Source organism: Pseudomonas sp. 22490, from assembly GCF_052044465.1.
GTDB lineage: Bacteria > Pseudomonadota > Gammaproteobacteria > Pseudomonadales > Pseudomonadaceae > Pseudomonas > Pseudomonas aeruginosa.
This window is the reverse complement of record NZ_JBQENS010000005.1, coordinates 85515-100606: the sequence shown is the minus strand read 5'-3', so window position 1 is coordinate 100606 and position 15092 is coordinate 85515. Positions and strand designations below refer to the sequence as shown.

Here is a 15092-nt window from a genome sequence, read left to right as displayed (position 1 = left end):
TAATCAGGAGTAGAGATGTGATTGGTGTTCAGCAAAGGCCGGTTCTGCTATCATCGCCGGCCATTGTTGAAAACAGTTCGCAGTCAGCGCTTAAGCGGCCAAAGCCATGATCAAACAACGCACCTTGAAGAACATCATCCGGGCTACTGGCGTCGGTCTGCACTCGGGGGAAAAGGTTTACCTGACCCTGAAACCGGCGCCGGTGGACACCGGTATCGTGTTCTGCCGCACCGACCTGGATCCGGTCGTGGAAATCCCGGCCCGGGCCGAGAACGTCGGCGAAACCACCATGTCGACCACCCTGGTCAAGGGTGACGTCAAAGTGGATACGGTGGAGCACCTGCTCTCGGCCATGGCCGGCCTGGGCATCGACAACGCCTACGTCGAGCTGTCCGCTTCGGAAGTGCCGATCATGGATGGCAGCGCTGGTCCGTTCGTATTCCTGATCCAGTCCGCCGGATTGCAAGAGCAGGAAGCTGCCAAGAAGTTCATCCGCATCAAGCGCGAAGTCAGCGTGGAAGAGGGCGACAAGCGCGCCGTCTTCGTTCCGTTCGACGGCTTCAAGGTCAGCTTCGAGATCGATTTCGATCATCCGGTCTTCCGTGGTCGCACCCAGCAGGCCTCGGTCGATTTCTCCAGTACTTCCTTCGTCAAGGAGGTCAGCCGCGCCCGTACCTTCGGGTTCATGCGCGACATCGAGTACCTGCGTTCGCAGAACCTGGCACTCGGCGGTAGCGTGGAGAACGCGATCGTGGTCGACGAGAACCGCGTGCTCAACGAAGACGGCCTGCGTTACGAGGACGAGTTCGTCAAGCACAAGATCCTGGATGCCATCGGCGACCTGTATCTGCTCGGCAACAGTCTTATCGGCGAGTTCCGTGGCTTCAAGTCCGGCCATGCCCTGAACAACCAACTGCTGCGTACGTTGATCGCAGACAAGGATGCTTGGGAAGTGGTGACCTTCGAAGACGCGCGTACCGCGCCTATTTCCTATATGCGCCCGGCGGCGGCAGTGTAGGAAAACTCTCCTTTCCATATTTGGAGGCCACCTCAGGGTGGCCTCTTTTTATTTCGGGATTTATTCTTGCCGGCTTTTCTCGGCGCGGCTTGCCAACCGCTCGAGCGCTTCCCGCAGGCGTGGATTGCCGACGATCTCGGCGGATTCGCGAAGGTTTTCCGCCGCGACGGCAGACAGGGTCAAGCTGCGACGTGCCGCACGTTGTGTGGACGTGGTGGGTTGCACCTTGAAAAGGATTTTCGCTAAGTTCGCGAATTCTTCGAAAGCCTGCAGCTGCCGCTGCAGGCGCCGCTGCTGATAGCGCAGGCGTGTGGCCCAGTGGCCATCGGTGACGATCAGCAGCAGGCAACCGCCGCGCCACGAAGCCACATGGCAGTACGGGCGCGCCGCCGGTTGCAACTGGCTTTCCAGCAGTTGCTGCAGGCGGCAGATGCGCTGGGCTTCGGCGAACAGCATCTGCAGCGGCCTGGCCTGGCGCAGCAACTGGGTCGATGCCTGGGCGGGCAAGGGACGAAAAGACATGGCGGGAAGCCTGGGGGTTACTGAGTCGGAATGGTAGCAGAAAGCGTTTCGCTACTGCCGGCCCGTATGAAGGATAAGTCATGCACATCATTTTTCTGAGCCGGCACCATGGGGCCGCTCGCTCCGTCCATCTGCAGCCGCGGTTGCTGATGCTGGCCGGGGCCTGCGTGGTCGGTGCCAGCCTGTTGGCCGGGGGCTTCATGGGCGCCTGGCTGTTCCGCGCGCCGGCTCCGGTGGCCGGCATCGAAGTCGATGCCGCGCTGCAGGCGCAGAGCGCCGAGATCAGCAGCGCCCGCGAGGACGCGCAGCGGCAGATGGACGCACTGAGCGTGCATCTCGGCGAACTGCAGGCGCGCCTGGTTCGGCTGGATGCCCTCGGCGAACGTCTCACCGAGCTGGCCGACGTCGACCCCGACGAGTTCGACTTCTCCCTGAGCGTCGGCCAGGGTGGCGTCGACGAACCGCTGGAGGGCAGCGCCTATGCCCCGCCGTCGTTCATGGCGACGCTGGACGAACTGGCGGCACGCCTGGATACCCGCGAGCAGCAGCTCGAGGTGCTGGAGCAACTGCTCGCCGACAAGCACATCAGCCAGTCGACCTACCTGGCCGGCCAGCCGGTGCGCCAGGGCTACATCTCCTCGCCGTTCGGGCGCCGGGTCAATCCGGTGAGCGGCCGCCTGAGCATGCACAAGGGCATCGACTTCGCCGCGCCGGCTGGCAGCGACGTGGTGGCCGTGGCGGCGGGGGTGGTGACCTGGTCCGGGCGCAAGAACGGCTATGGCAACGTGGTCGAGGTCGGGCACGCCGATGGCTACACCACGTTGTATGCCCATAACCAGAAGAACCTGGTCGAGGTCGGTGACCTGGTCAAGCGCGGCCAGGTGCTGGCCAAGGTCGGCAGCACCGGACGCTCCACCGGCTACCACGTACATTTCGAAGTGATGAAGGATGGCCGGGTAATGAATCCGCAAAGCTTCATCGCACGCGCGTCTGTTTCCGAGTGAGCGACGCGCATTGATCTGCTGTACTTTTCTCATACCCGTTTCCGGGTAGAATGTTCCCTTTCATGCCGTTGATCGGCACGGGCCGCCGGATGGGTGAGCCTTCCATTCCCCACGTGTGGATGACCAAGTCGATATGTTTGCGCCTTTGTTGAAGAAACTCTTTGGAAGCAAGAACGAGCGTGATGTAAAGCGCATGGCCAAGGCTGTACAGGCCATCAATGCGCTCGAGCCCCAGATGGTGGCGCTCTCCGACGAGCAGTTGAAGGCGAAAACGGCTGAATTCCAGCAGCGCTACGCCAAGGGCGAAACGCTCGACCAATTGCTGCCCGAGGCCTTCGCCGTGGTTCGCGAGGCTGGCAAGCGGGTGATGGGCATGCGCCACTTCGACGTCCAGCTGATCGGTGGCATGACCCTGCACGACGGCAAGATCGCCGAAATGCGTACCGGCGAGGGCAAGACCCTGGTGGGCACCCTGCCGGTCTACCTCAACGCGCTGTCCGGCAAGGGCGTGCACGTGGTCACGGTGAACGACTACCTGGCGCGCCGCGACGCCAACTGGATGCGCCCGCTGTACGAGTTCCTCGGCCTCAGCGTCGGCGTGGTCACTCCCTTCCAGCCGCCGGAAGACAAGCGCGCCGCCTACGCCGCCGACATCACCTACGGCACCAACAACGAATTCGGCTTCGATTACCTGCGCGACAACATGGCCTTCAGCCTGGACGACAAGTTCCAGCGCGAGCTGAACTTCGCCGTGGTCGACGAAGTGGACTCGATCCTCATCGACGAGGCGCGTACCCCGCTGATCATCTCCGGCCAGGCCGAAGACAGCTCCGAGCTGTACATCAAGATCAACAAGCTGATCCCGCGTCTCAAGCGCCAGGTCGAAGAGGTCGAGGGCAAGCCGACCGAGGAAGGCCACTACAGCATCGACGAGAAGACCCGCCAGGTCGAACTCAACGAGCAGGGCCACCAGTTCATCGAGGACCTGCTGAGCCAGAACGGCCTGCTCGGAGAAGGCGAGAGCCTCTACTCGGCGCACAACCTGAGCCTGCTGACCCACGTTTACGCAGCGCTGCGCGCGCACACCCTGTTCCACCGCAACGTCGAGTACATCGTCCAGGGCGACCAGATCCTCCTGATCGACGAGCACACCGGCCGCACCATGCCTGGCCGTCGCCTGTCCGAGGGCTTGCACCAGGCCATCGAGGCGAAGGAAGGCCTGCCGATCCAGGCCGAGAGCCAGACCCTGGCCTCCACCACCTTCCAGAACTATTTCCGCCTGTACAACAAGCTGGCCGGCATGACCGGCACCGCCGATACCGAGGCCTTCGAGTTCCGCCAGATCTACGGTCTCGACGTGGTGGTGATCCCGACCCACCGGCCGATCGCGCGCAAGGACTTCAACGACCTGGTCTACCTGACCCAGGAAGAGAAGTACGCGGCGATCATCACCGACATCAAGCAGTGCCAGGCCCTCGGCCGGCCGATCCTGGTCGGCACCGCGTCGATCGAGAGTTCCGAGTACGTTTCCAAGCTGTTGCAAGAGGCAGGCATCGAGCACAAGGTGCTCAACGCCAAGTACCACGAGAAGGAAGCCGAGATCATCGCCCAGGCTGGCGCGCCCGGTTCGGTGACCATCGCCACCAACATGGCCGGCCGCGGTACCGACATCCTCCTCGGCGGCAACTGGGAAGTCGAAGTCGCGGCCCTGGAGAACCCCACCGAGGAGCAGATCGCCCAGATCAAGGCCGAATGGCAGAAGCGCCACCAGCAGGTGATCGAGGCGGGCGGCCTGCACGTGATCGCCTCCGAGCGCCACGAATCCCGCCGGATCGACAACCAGTTGCGCGGCCGTGCCGGTCGTCAGGGCGACCCGGGTTCCAGCCGCTTCTACCTGTCGCTGGAAGACAACCTGATGCGGATCTTCGCCTCCGACCGGGTGAAGAACTTCATGAAGGCGCTGGGCATGCAGTCCGGCGAGGCGATCGAGCACCGCATGGTGACCAACGCCATCGAGAAGGCCCAGCGCAAGGTCGAAGGGCGCAACTTCGACATCCGCAAGCAACTGCTGGAATTCGATGACGTAGCCAACGAGCAGCGCAAGGTGATCTACCACATGCGCAATACCCTGCTGTCGGCAGAGGACGTGGGCGAGACCATCAAGGAATTCCGCGAGGAAACCCTCAGCGCCACCATCAACCAGCACATTCCGCCGCAGTCGCTGCCCGAGCAGTGGGACATCGAAGGCCTGGAGGCTGCGCTGTACAGCGACTTCGCCGTGCGCCTGCCGATCCAGCAGTGGCTGGACGAAGACGACAAGCTGTACGAGGAAACCCTGCGTAGCAAGATCCTCGAGCAGATCGTCGCCGCCTACTACGAGAAGGAAGAGCTGGCCGGCGCCGAAGCCCTGCGCGCCTTCGAGAAGCAGATGCTGCTGCGGGTGCTGGACGACCTGTGGAAGGACCACCTGTCGACCATGGACCACCTGCGGCACGGCATCCACCTGCGTGGCTACGCGCAGAAGAATCCGAAGCAGGAATACAAGCGCGAGTCCTTCACCCTGTTCCAGGAGCTGCTGGACTCGATCAAACGCGACACCATCCGCGTGCTGTCCCACGTCCAGGTCCGTCGCGAAGACCCGGCCGAAGAGGAGGCCCGCCTGCGTCGCGAGGCCGAGGAACTGGCCAAGCGCATGCAGTTCCAGCACGCCGAGGCTCCCTCGATGGAGCAGGCCGTGGCCGGCGAGGAAGAAGAGCTTCCCGAGGGCCCGGCTCCGGTCGTGCCGCTCGAGCCTGTGCGCAACGAGCAGAAGATCGGCCGCAACGAGCCTTGCCCGTGCGGTTCCGGCAAGAAATACAAGCACTGCCACGGGCAGCTGGACTAAGCTTCCCGCCTGGTTCACCAACGCCGCGACCGGTCCTGCCGCTCGCGGCGTTTGTTCGAATTGGCGCCAGCCCGGCGCCGATGCGTTTTCCGTCACGCCGTCGCAGACGGTATCGAGTCCACTGTTTGGTAAAGGAGCGCGTTCCCATGGCTGTCGGTCTTGGCCCCCTGTCCACCCTGCACCCGGTCCCCGGTTTCGAACTCGGCATCGCTTCCGCCGGCATCAAGCGACCGGGGCGCAAAGACGTGGTGGTCATGCGCTGCGCCGAAGGCTCCAGCGTGGCCGGGGTGTTCACCCTGAACGCGTTCTGTGCCGCGCCGGTGACCCTGGCCAAACAGCGTTTCCTCGGTGAGGTGCGCTACCTGCTGACCAATACCGGCAACGCCAACGCCGGTACCGACGAGGCCGGCCTCGCCGCCGCCGCGCAAACCTGCGCCAAGCTCGCCGAACTGGCCGGGGTCGCCGAGACTTCGGTGCTGCCATATTCCACCGGGGTGATCGGCGAGCCCCTGCCGGTGGCCAAGATCGAGGCGGCGTTGCCTGCGGCCCTGGCCGACCTGGCCGAGGACCGCTGGGCCGAAGCTGCCGCGGGGATCATGACCACCGATACCCTGCCCAAGGGCGCCAGCCGCCAGTTCGTGCACGATGGCGTGACCGTGACCGTCACCGGGATCAGCAAGGGCGCCGGGATGATCAAGCCGAACATGGCGACCATGCTCGGTTATATCGCCACCGACGCCAAGGTCGCCCAGGGCGTGCTGCAGGATCTGTTGCGCGACGCCGCCAACAAGTCCTTCAACCGCATCACCATCGACGGCGATACCTCCACCAACGACTGCTGCATGCTGATCGCCACCGGTCGCGCGGCGCTGCCGGAAGTCACCCAGGCCAGCGGCGCGCTGTTCGCCGCGTTGAAGCAAGCGGTACTGGAGGTTTCCATGGAGCTGGCCCAGGCCATCGTTCGCGACGGCGAGGGCGCGACCAAGTTCGTCACTGTTCAGGTCAACGGCGGCGCCACCCACCAGGAGTGCCTGGATGTCGGCTATGCCGTGGCCCACTCGCCGCTGATCAAGACCGCGCTGTTCGCCTCCGACCCGAACTGGGGACGCATTCTCGCCGCGGTCGGACGTGCCGGCGTGGCCAATCTGGACGTGAGCAAGATCGACGTGTTCCTTGGCGACGTCTGTATCGCCAGCCGTGGCGGCCGGGCGGCCAGTTACACCGAGGAACAGGGCGCGGCGGTGATGGCCCAGGCCGAGATCGGCATCCGCATCGAACTGGGACGCGGCACCTGCAGCGAGACCATCTGGACCACCGACCTGTCCCACGAATACGTGAAGATCAACGCAGAGTACCGCACCTGAAGCCAGGCATTCCGATCCTTCATCGATGGATGAAAATCGGGAATTTGCCATCGGTCCGTGCGCCTCTTAAGTTCTCTGGTGCATGGCCGTCCGCGTCGGGCGGCCGAAGAGGAGAGGCGCATGGCCCTGACCATCGTGATTGGCAATCGCAATGACTCGTCCTGGTCGCTGCGGGGCTGGCTGGCCCTGCGCATGAGCGGGGCGGCGTTCGACGAGATCCTCGTCCCGCTGGGGCGGCCCGATACCCGGGAGCGGATCCTGCAATATTCGCCGACCGGCAAGGTGCCCTTGCTGAAAAGCGAGGATGGCGACATCTGGGATTCCCTGGCCATCGCCGAGTACCTCGCCGAGCGCTTCCCCGAGGCCCACCTGTGGCCGCGCGGCGAGGCGGCGCGGGCGCTGGCCCGTTCGGTTTGCGCGGAAATGCACAGCGGTTTCGCCGCGTTGCGCGGCGAGCTGCCGATGGACCTGCGGCGCCAGCAGCCATTGGTGGAATTGTCCGAGGCGACACGACAGGATATTCAACGTATCTGCGAAGCCTGGGCGGATTGCCGGCGGCGCTTCGGCCAGGACGGTCCGTTCCTGTTCGGCCACGCCAGCCTGGCGGATGCGTTCTACGCACCGGTGGCGGCGCGTTTCCGCAGTTATGCGGTGGAGTTGCCGGATATCGCCCGGACCTATGTCGAGACGATTTATCAGTGGCCTGCGTTCCGCGCCTGGTACGACGCGGCATTGCGCGAGCAGGCCGGTAGTTGATGGCCGTCCGCCGCTTCCGGCGGTGCGTGACGGCAGTAGCGAGGAGATGATCCGTGAAACGAGTACATGTCGCCGCGGCCGTGATTCGTGGCTCCGATGGCCGGGTGCTGATCGCCCGGCGGCCGGAAGACAAGCACCAGGGCGGCCTGTGGGAGTTTCCCGGGGGCAAGGTGGAGGACGGCGAGCCGGTGCGCGCGGCGTTGGCCCGTGAGCTGGAAGAGGAACTGGGCATCCGTGTCGAGCGGGCCCGGCCGCTGATCCAGGTCCGGCACGACTATGCCGACAAGCACGTCCTGCTCGATGTCTGGGAGGTCGACGGGTTTTCCGGCGAAGCCCACGGCGCCGAGGGCCAACCGCTGGCCTGGGTGGAGCCGCGCGAGCTGGCCGACTACGAGTTCCCCGCCGCCAACGCGCCGATCGTCCAGGCCGCGCGCCTGCCGGCGCACTACCTGATCACCCCGGACGGATTGGAGCCGGGCGAGCTGATCAGCGGCGTACGCAAGGCGGTGGAGGCGGGCATCCGCCTGATCCAGTTGCGCGCGCCGAACATGTTCAGTCCCGAATACCGCGATCTCGCCATCGATATCCAGGGACTCTGCGCCGGCAAGGCGCAACTGATGCTGAAAGGCCCGCTGGAGTGGCTGGGCGACTTCCCGGCTGCCGGTTGGCACCTGACCTCCGCTCAACTGCGCAAATACGCCAGCGCCGGTCGGCCGTTCCCCGAAGGGCGCCTGCTGGCCGCCTCCTGCCACGACGCGGAGGAACTGGCCCTGGCTGCCTCGATGGGAGTGGAGTTCGTCACCCTTTCGCCGGTACAGCCGACCGAGAGCCATCCCGGCGAGCCGGCGCTGGGTTGGGACAAGGCCGCCGAACTGATCGCCGGCTTCAACCAGCCGGTCTACCTGCTGGGTGGCCTCGGTCCGCAGCAAGCCGAGCAGGCTTGGGAGCATGGAGCCCAGGGCGTGGCGGGTATCCGTGCGTTCTGGCCGGGCGGCCTTTGACGGTGGAATGAAGAAAAAAGGAGGCTTCGGCCTCCTTTTTTTCGTCTCGATGCCGAGCCCTCGCTCGCCGTCAGTCCGGTTTTGCCGCCGCCTCCCAGAGAATCTCCGCCACGCCCTGGCGCCGGGCGATGGCGCGGGCGGCGACGAACAGCAGGTCGGAGAGCCGGTTCAGGTAGCGCAGGCCGACGCCCTCCAGCGTTTCCTCCTGGTCCAGCGCCTGGCAGCGCCGTTCGGCACTGCGCGCCAGGCTGCGGCAGACATGGGCCTGGGCGACCGGGCGGGAACCGCCGGGGAGGATGAAATTCTTCAGCGGGCCCAGCTCGTCGTTCCAGCGGTCGATGCAGCTTTCCAGGCGTGCCACTTCCGTCTCGTCCAGGGCCCGATACTCCGGCATCGCCAGCTCCCCGCCGAGGTCGAACAGGCGGTGTTGCACCGGCGCCAGCGCCTGGACGATCTCCTCCAGGCCGGGATGTGCGCCACGCGCTTCCAGCAGCTCGGCAAGGAGCAGGCCCAACTGGCTGTTCAATTCGTCCACCGCGCCGATCGCCTCGATGCGTGGATGGCTCTTGGGCACCCGGCGTCCGCCGGCCAGGCCGGTCTCGCCGCGGTCGCCGGTACGGGTGTAGATCTTCGACAAACGATTGCCCATGGTTTCAACCTTCCTCTTCGTCGCCCCGCCGCAGGCTGCTACCGGGTTGCGGCAGAGCGGGCGGCAGGGCCTTGGCTTGTGCCGGGGCGACCGCTTCGGAGCTTTCCAGCGGCAGGCGGATGCTGAAGCAGGTGCCGCGGCCCAGTTCCGAGCGTACTTCCATCTGGCCCTTGTGATTGTTGGTGATGATGAAATACGAGACGGACAGGCCGAGACCGGTGCCCTGGCCGACTTCCTTGGTGGTGAAGAACGGCTCGAAGATACGCTTGCGCACCAGTTCGGGCATGCCGCTGCCGTTGTCTTCCACCTGGACTTCCGCCCAGGGCGGCGTCAGGCGCGTGCGCAGGACGATCCGGCCCTGTTCGCCTTCCTCTTCGTCGTCGCGCTGGTGGATGGCCTGGGCGGCGTTCTTCAGCAGGTTGAGCAGGACCTGCTCGACCTCGTTGGCGATCACCGGCACCGGGCCGAGGTTGGGGTCGAACTCGTGGACGATCTGCAACGACTTGAAGTCGAAGCCTTCGGCCAGGTCGAAGTCGTTACCGGCGATTTCCACCGCCTGTTCGAGCAGTGCGGGCAGTTCGCAAGCGGTCATCTGCCGGTGGCTGCGGCGGCTGAAGGCGAGCATGTGGGTGACGATCTTCGCTGCCCGCGAGCCGGCGTGCTGGATGCCTTCCAGCAGGCGCGGGATGTCGCGGCCGTCGAGGTAGTGATTGATGTCTTCCAGCGGCACTCCGACCTCGGCCGCCAGCTCGACGTTCTTCGCCAGCTCCGGGGACAGGCGCCGCTTGATGTTCTGCACGTTGTGCAGGATCGCGCCGAGCGGGTTGTTGATCTCGTGGGCCATGCCGGCGGCGAGGCTGCCGACCGAGAGCATCTTCTCCGATTGCACCATCACTTCTTCCAGGCTCAGCCGCTGGGTGATGTCGTCGATGCGGATCACCGCGCCGCGGCCGGTGCCGCCCATCAGCGGGTAGAAGGTCAGGGCGTAGTGGCGTGGCGTGTCGATCAGCGCCCAGGTGACCCGTTCGACACGCTCCACGCTGTGCTTCTCGGCAGCCCGGGTGAGCTGCGGAAGGAACGGCTTGAGCGAGGGAAAGGCGAGGAACACCGGCTGGTTGACCGCATCGTCCAGGCTGGTGCCGGAAAGCTGGCTGGCCTCCTGGTTCCACTGCGTGACGTAGAGTTGCTCGTCCACCGCGATCAGCGCCGAAGGCATGGAGTCGATGATGCTGTTGAGGTAGTGCTGGAAACCGGTGAGCTTCTTCTCGATCTTGCTGCGCACCTGCACTTCCAGCTCCAGCTTGCGGTTCGAGCGGCGGGTTTCCTCGGCCAGGCTCTGGGCCTGCTCGACCGCTTCCTGGGCATCGTCGCGGGCGCGCTTGAGCTGCTGCTCGCGGGCCTCGATGCGGGTCAGCATGGTGTTGAACGCGTCGGCCAGGCGGCCGATCTCGTCGCCGTTGCCGCGCTGGGCGCGGAGGGCGTAGTTCTCCTCGCGGGTGACCTGCCGCGACAGTTCCTCGAGATCGCGGATCGGCCGGGTGATCAGGCGGCGTATCTGCTGCGCCACCAGCAGCCAGAGCAGCACGCTGACGCCGAGGATCGCCAGGCTGGCGGTGAGGGTTCCGGTGTAGAACGCGCTTGGCAGTTCACCGCTGGCCACCAGCAGCAGGTAGCCGGGGCGGGCGTTTTCCTGGGGCAGTTCGATCAGCGCATTGAGGCGGTACTCGCCGCGCCTCCAGTGCTCCAGGCGGTCCAGGCGGGCCGGCAGCTTGAGGGTGTCGCCGCGTTGCAGGTCGGCCAGCATCAGCCCATTGCTGTCGTACAGGGCCGCGGCGCGCAACGGCTGGTAATCGTTGAGCTGGCGCAGCAGGACCTCGGCGGTCTGCGGCGAACTGAGTGCCGGCTGGCTTAGCGCCGGGTTGGCGATCAGCCGGCCGATGGTCTGCATCGCCTGGGGGGCGACGCTCTCCTGGGAAATCCAGTAGGCGGCGCTGATGAACGCCAGGTTGGCCACCAGCAGCACGGTAGCCAGCAGGATCAGCAGGGCGGCGAGCAGTTTCTGCCCTACGGGCAGGTTGTCGAGGCGCTGGCGCAGGTTCATGGGCTCTGGCGGTCCGCGGCGAAAAGGAATGGCGGGCAGGGTAACGCGCTTTAGCGGTCGGGCAAACCGCGCTGGCGCAGATGGGCCTGGAGGCGGGCGAGCAAGGTTCCCAGGCGCGGCAGCGGTAGTCCCAGGCGCTGCCCGTGCTGGCAGGCGTAGCCGAGCAGGTAGCCGATTTCCGTGCGCCGGCCGCGGGTGACGTCCTGATGCATCGAGGAATAGTTGGCCGCGGTGGCGTCGATCACCGCCCGGACATCCTCCAGCAGGCTCCTGGCGGCGGCGTCGTAGCCGCTGGCGTGGAGCAACTGGCCGAGTTCGTCGCAAAGCGCGGCGATCTCTTCCGGGTGCTGCCGCAGGCCGCCGTTGCGGCAATCGTGGAGGACGGTCAGCGGGTTGATCGCGCAGTTCAGGGCCAGCTTGCGCCACAGCCGTTCGAGGATGTCGTCGCTCCAGCTGTGCGGGATCCCGGCCTGGGACAGCTGCGCCAGCCAGGCGGGGGCGCTTGTGTCGCGCGGATCGCCGAGCCAGGTGTGCCCCCGGCCGGCGAAGACCACGCGGAAATCGCCATCGCGGAACGCGCCTTCGGTGCTGGAGGCGAACAGGCAGCGGCTGCGCGGCAGGCGGGCGGCGACCGCCTGCTGGCTGCCCAGGCCGTTCTGCAGCAACAGCAGTTCGGCGTTGCCGGCCAGGCGATGGGCCACGCTGGAGGCGGCTTCCTCCGCGTCGTAGGCCTTGCAGGCCAGCAGCAGGCGCTGGATGGGTTGCCCGCCGTCCGGGGTTTCCGCGGCGATCGGGTAGAGGCTGGCCTGGCCGTCTTCCACCAGGCTCAGTCCGCCGGCCTGTTGGTAGCGGCGCAGGCGCTGGCGGTCGCGCAGGATCAGGCGGACGGGCAGGCCGGCGCGCCCGAGGCGCGCGGCCCAGAGGCTGCCGAGGCTACCGGCGCCGAGGATATGCCAGGTCATGGTGGCTACTGCGAATGGCTGACGATAGGGCGAAGTCTAGCGCAGTGCCGGTAGCCGGCAGGTTGCGATCCTGCCGCTGGCATAGGCATCGGGCAACAGGGCCTCGGTGCGCTGCAGCAGTTCGTCGATGCCCAGCGGCAATGCCCCGCTGTCGAGGCCGAGCATGGCGATGCCGGCTTTCAGGCTGATGAAGCCTTCGCTGGTCTTGAAGGCCTTCAGGTTGAGCCCGTCGTGCAGCCGCTTGAAGCTGCTCGACGAGCATTCGTGCAGGTCCTCCACCAGGGTGATCAGGGCGAAATGCTGCTCGTCCAGGCGCACCAGCACATCCAGCGGCCGGACCAGCTGTTGCAGGCGCCTGGCCACGCCGAGCAGCAGCTCGCGATGGAAGGCCTCGCCGTGCCGCTGGCGCAGGACCGGTGCCTCGGGCATGCCGACCAGCAGGTAGCACAACGCTCCACCGCGGGTTTCCACCTGGCGCAGGCTGTCGGCCAGCTTCTGTCGCAGGTAGCGGGGATTGCCGAGGCCGGTGAGGGTATCCACCAGGTTGCGTTCTTCCATCCGCGCGATGTTTTCGGTGAGCAGGCGGTTTTCCACCAGCAACCGTTGCAGGGTGTTGCACAGGCGGTCGGCTGCGTAGATGCGCGGCACCAGTTGCTCGTTCATCGCGGCCTTGCTGACGAAGTCGTCGACGCCGCGGTCGAAGGCCTCGCCGAGGACGTTCTCGCCTTCCTTGCCGGTGAGCAGGACGATGTAGGTGTAGTGGTTGATGCTTTCGTCCAGTTGGCGGACCCGGGCGGTCAGTTCCAGGCCGTCCATCTCCGGCATCAGCCAGTCGGCCAGGAGCACGCTGACCGGGCGTTGTTCGAGCTGCTGCAGGGCCTCGCTGGCGCTGCTGGCGAAGCGGATGTCCTGGTAGCCGGCCTGGCTGAGGGCGCGGCCGATCATGGCGCTGGAAAACTTGGCGTCGTCGACGACCAGGATGCTGAGATCGGGGTTGGGCATGAACGGACTCGAGAAGAGGATGGGCGCCGGTACGCTGCCGGCAAGGGCCCGGTTCGTCGCGGGAGGCCGGGTCCCGGCCGCGGTCGCGCGCGCCATCGGGAAGAAATCGTCGGTCTCCGCCACACCGGCGGGCATTCGCTCGCGAGGGCTCGGTTATAATGGGCGGGCATTTTTTACCGTCAAGCCAGGCGCGGTTCCGTCTGTGAACCCTGTCGCGCCGTCCATCTGGAGAGATGACATGCCTTCGTTCGACGTGGTGTCCGAACTGGACAAACACGAGTTGACCAACGCCGTGGACAACACCATCAAGGAACTGGATCGCCGTTTCGACCTGAAAGGCAAATGCAGTTTCGAAGCCAAGGACAAGTCGGTGACCCTCACCGCCGAAGCCGATTTCATGCTCGAGCAGATGCTCGACATCCTGCGTTCCAACCTGGTCAAGCGCAAGGTCGACAGCCAGTGCATGGAGATCAAGGATGCCTACCCGTCGGGCAAGGTGGTCAAGCAGGACGTCAACTTCCGCGAGGGCATCGACAAGGACCTGGCGAAGAAGATCGTTGGTCTGATCAAGGAGCGCAAGCTCAAGGTCCAGGCCGCCATCCAGGGCGAGCAGGTGCGCGTCACCGGCAAGAAGCGTGACGATCTGCAGGAGGCCATCGCCCTGCTGCGCGGCGAATCCCTCGGCATGCCGTTGCAGTTCACCAACTTCCGCGATTGACGAGGTTTTTCGGAACCTCTCGCCATCCCGGGCATCGCAATAGGGAGTAGCGCCGCCGCGACCTCTCCCGCGTTGTCCGCCCCTGTCGGCGCAGCGTCGGTTCGTCCGCGCTGCGCCGATTCGTATCCAGGCCCGGAAACGTCGCCCCACGGCGTCCGGGCAGGAATCTGCAAGCCCGTCCCGTTTCCGTTGCGGAAGGGAGGGGTGTTTTTTCGAGAAATGGAGGTAATGCATGGAATTGAACTACGACCGACTGGTGCAGCAGACCGAGTCCTGGCTGCCGATCGTGCTGGAGTACAGCGGCAAGGTCGCCCTGGCGCTGCTGACCCTGGCGATCGGCTGGTGGCTGATCAACACCCTGACCGGCCGGGTCGGCGGCCTGCTCGCCAGGCGCAGCGTCGACCGCACCCTGCAAGGCTTCGTCGGCAGCCTGGTGAGCATCGTCCTGAAGATCCTGCTGGTGGTCAGCGTGGCTTCCATGATCGGCATCCAGACCACCAGCTTCGTCGCCGCCATCGGCGCCGCCGGCCTGGCCATCGGCCTGGCCCTGCAAGGCAGCCTGGCTAACTTCGCCGGCGGCGTGCTGATCCTGCTGTTCCGCCCGTTCAAGGTCGGCGACTGGATCGAGGCACAGGGCGTGGCCGGCACCGTGGATTCGATCCTGATCTTCCACACCGTGCTGCGTAGCGGCGACAACAAGCGGATCATCGTGCCCAACGGGGCGCTGTCCAACGGAACGGTGACCAACTACTCCGCCGAGCCGCTGCGCAAGGTGATCTTCGACGTCGGCATCGACTACGACGCCGATCTGAAGAATGCGCAGAACATTCTTCTGGCCATGGCCGACGATCCGCGGGTTCTGAAGGACCCGGCACCGGTGGCGGTGGTTTCCAATCTCGGCGAAAGCGCGATTACCCTGTCCCTGCGGGTCTGGGTGAAGAACGCCGACTACTGGGACGTGATGTTCATGTTCAACGAAAAGGCCCGCGACGCGCTGGGCAAGGAAGGTATCGGCATTCCCTTCCCGCAGCGGGTGGTCAAGGTTGTGCAGGGCGCGATGGCCGACTGAGGTCCGTACGATCCACGAAAAAGGCCGGCGAATGCCGGCCTT

General features: G+C 65.5%; 13 protein-coding genes. 8 read left to right on the top strand and 5 right to left on the bottom strand.

The window, feature by feature from the left end; translation table 11 throughout:
* The first annotated feature begins 106 nt into the window (after positions 1–106).
* Positions 107–1018, top strand: a complete 912-nt coding sequence (lpxC, locus tag ACTJJX_RS07335; protein WP_003094111.1) for a UDP-3-O-acyl-N-acetylglucosamine deacetylase — start codon at positions 107–109, stop codon at positions 1016–1018.
* Positions 1019–1078: 60 nt separating this feature from the next.
* On the opposite strand, the gene ACTJJX_RS07330 is transcribed toward lpxC, so the two are convergent.
* Positions 1079–1540, bottom strand: coding sequence for a DciA family protein (locus ACTJJX_RS07330; protein WP_003148130.1), 462 nt, complete (start codon positions 1538–1540; stop codon positions 1079–1081).
* 80 nt (positions 1541–1620) lie between these two features.
* Here ACTJJX_RS07330 and ACTJJX_RS07325 point away from each other — a divergent pair, with 80 nt between their 5' ends.
* The 5 genes from ACTJJX_RS07325 to ACTJJX_RS07305 all read left to right on the top strand — a co-directional run bounded on the left by ACTJJX_RS07325 (position 1621) and on the right by ACTJJX_RS07305 (position 8549).
* Positions 1621–2544 (top strand): M23 family metallopeptidase, encoded by a 924-nt coding sequence (locus ACTJJX_RS07325; protein WP_003094103.1) that lies wholly within the window; start codon positions 1621–1623, stop codon positions 2542–2544.
* 133 nt (positions 2545–2677) lie between these two features.
* Entirely contained in the window at positions 2678–5428 is a 2751-nt protein-coding gene (gene secA / locus ACTJJX_RS07320) for a preprotein translocase subunit SecA (RefSeq protein ID WP_003112752.1), read from the top strand.
* A gap of 146 nt (positions 5429–5574) precedes the next feature.
* Positions 5575–6792 carry a bifunctional glutamate N-acetyltransferase/amino-acid acetyltransferase ArgJ gene (gene argJ, locus ACTJJX_RS07315; protein WP_440781965.1) on the top strand — a complete coding sequence of 406 codons (1218 nt, stop codon included), beginning with the start codon at positions 5575–5577 and terminating at the stop codon, positions 6790–6792.
* Between the two features lie 120 nt (positions 6793–6912).
* Entirely contained in the window at positions 6913–7548 is a 636-nt protein-coding gene (locus ACTJJX_RS07310) for a glutathione S-transferase family protein (protein ID WP_003116203.1), read from the top strand.
* 53 nt (positions 7549–7601) lie between these two features.
* Entirely contained in the window at positions 7602–8549 is a 948-nt protein-coding gene (locus tag ACTJJX_RS07305) for a Nudix family hydrolase (RefSeq protein ID WP_003112754.1), read from the top strand.
* 70 nt (positions 8550–8619) lie between these two features.
* Here ACTJJX_RS07305 and ACTJJX_RS07300 read toward each other — a convergent pair whose 3' ends face one another.
* The 4 genes from ACTJJX_RS07300 to ACTJJX_RS07285 are packed head-to-tail and all read right to left on the bottom strand — an operon-like array spanning position 8620 to position 13398.
* A complete protein-coding gene (locus ACTJJX_RS07300; RefSeq protein WP_003112755.1) occupies positions 8620–9198 on the bottom strand; it encodes a cob(I)yrinic acid a,c-diamide adenosyltransferase in 579 nt (192 codons plus the stop codon).
* Positions 9199–9202: 4 nt separating this feature from the next.
* Positions 9203–11299, bottom strand: coding sequence for a sensor histidine kinase (locus ACTJJX_RS07295; protein ID WP_003106517.1), 2097 nt, complete (start codon positions 11297–11299; stop codon positions 9203–9205).
* Between the two features lie 50 nt (positions 11300–11349).
* Entirely contained in the window at positions 11350–12261 is a 912-nt protein-coding gene (locus tag ACTJJX_RS07290) for a putative 2-dehydropantoate 2-reductase (protein ID WP_003110160.1), read from the bottom strand.
* Between the two features lie 36 nt (positions 12262–12297).
* A complete protein-coding gene (locus tag ACTJJX_RS07285; RefSeq protein ID WP_003106524.1) occupies positions 12298–13398 on the bottom strand; it encodes a GGDEF domain-containing response regulator in 1101 nt (366 codons plus the stop codon).
* Between the two features lie 103 nt (positions 13399–13501).
* Here ACTJJX_RS07285 and ACTJJX_RS07280 point away from each other — a divergent pair, with 103 nt between their 5' ends.
* Positions 13502–13981: a YajQ family cyclic di-GMP-binding protein gene (locus ACTJJX_RS07280; protein ID WP_016852106.1), complete on the top strand. Its 480-nt coding sequence runs from the start codon at positions 13502–13504 to the stop codon at positions 13979–13981.
* A 232-nt stretch (positions 13982–14213) separates the two neighbouring features.
* Positions 14214–15050 (top strand): mechanosensitive ion channel family protein, encoded by an 837-nt coding sequence (locus ACTJJX_RS07275; RefSeq protein WP_003094078.1) that lies wholly within the window; start codon positions 14214–14216, stop codon positions 15048–15050.
* The last annotated feature ends 42 nt before the right edge of the window (positions 15051–15092 follow it).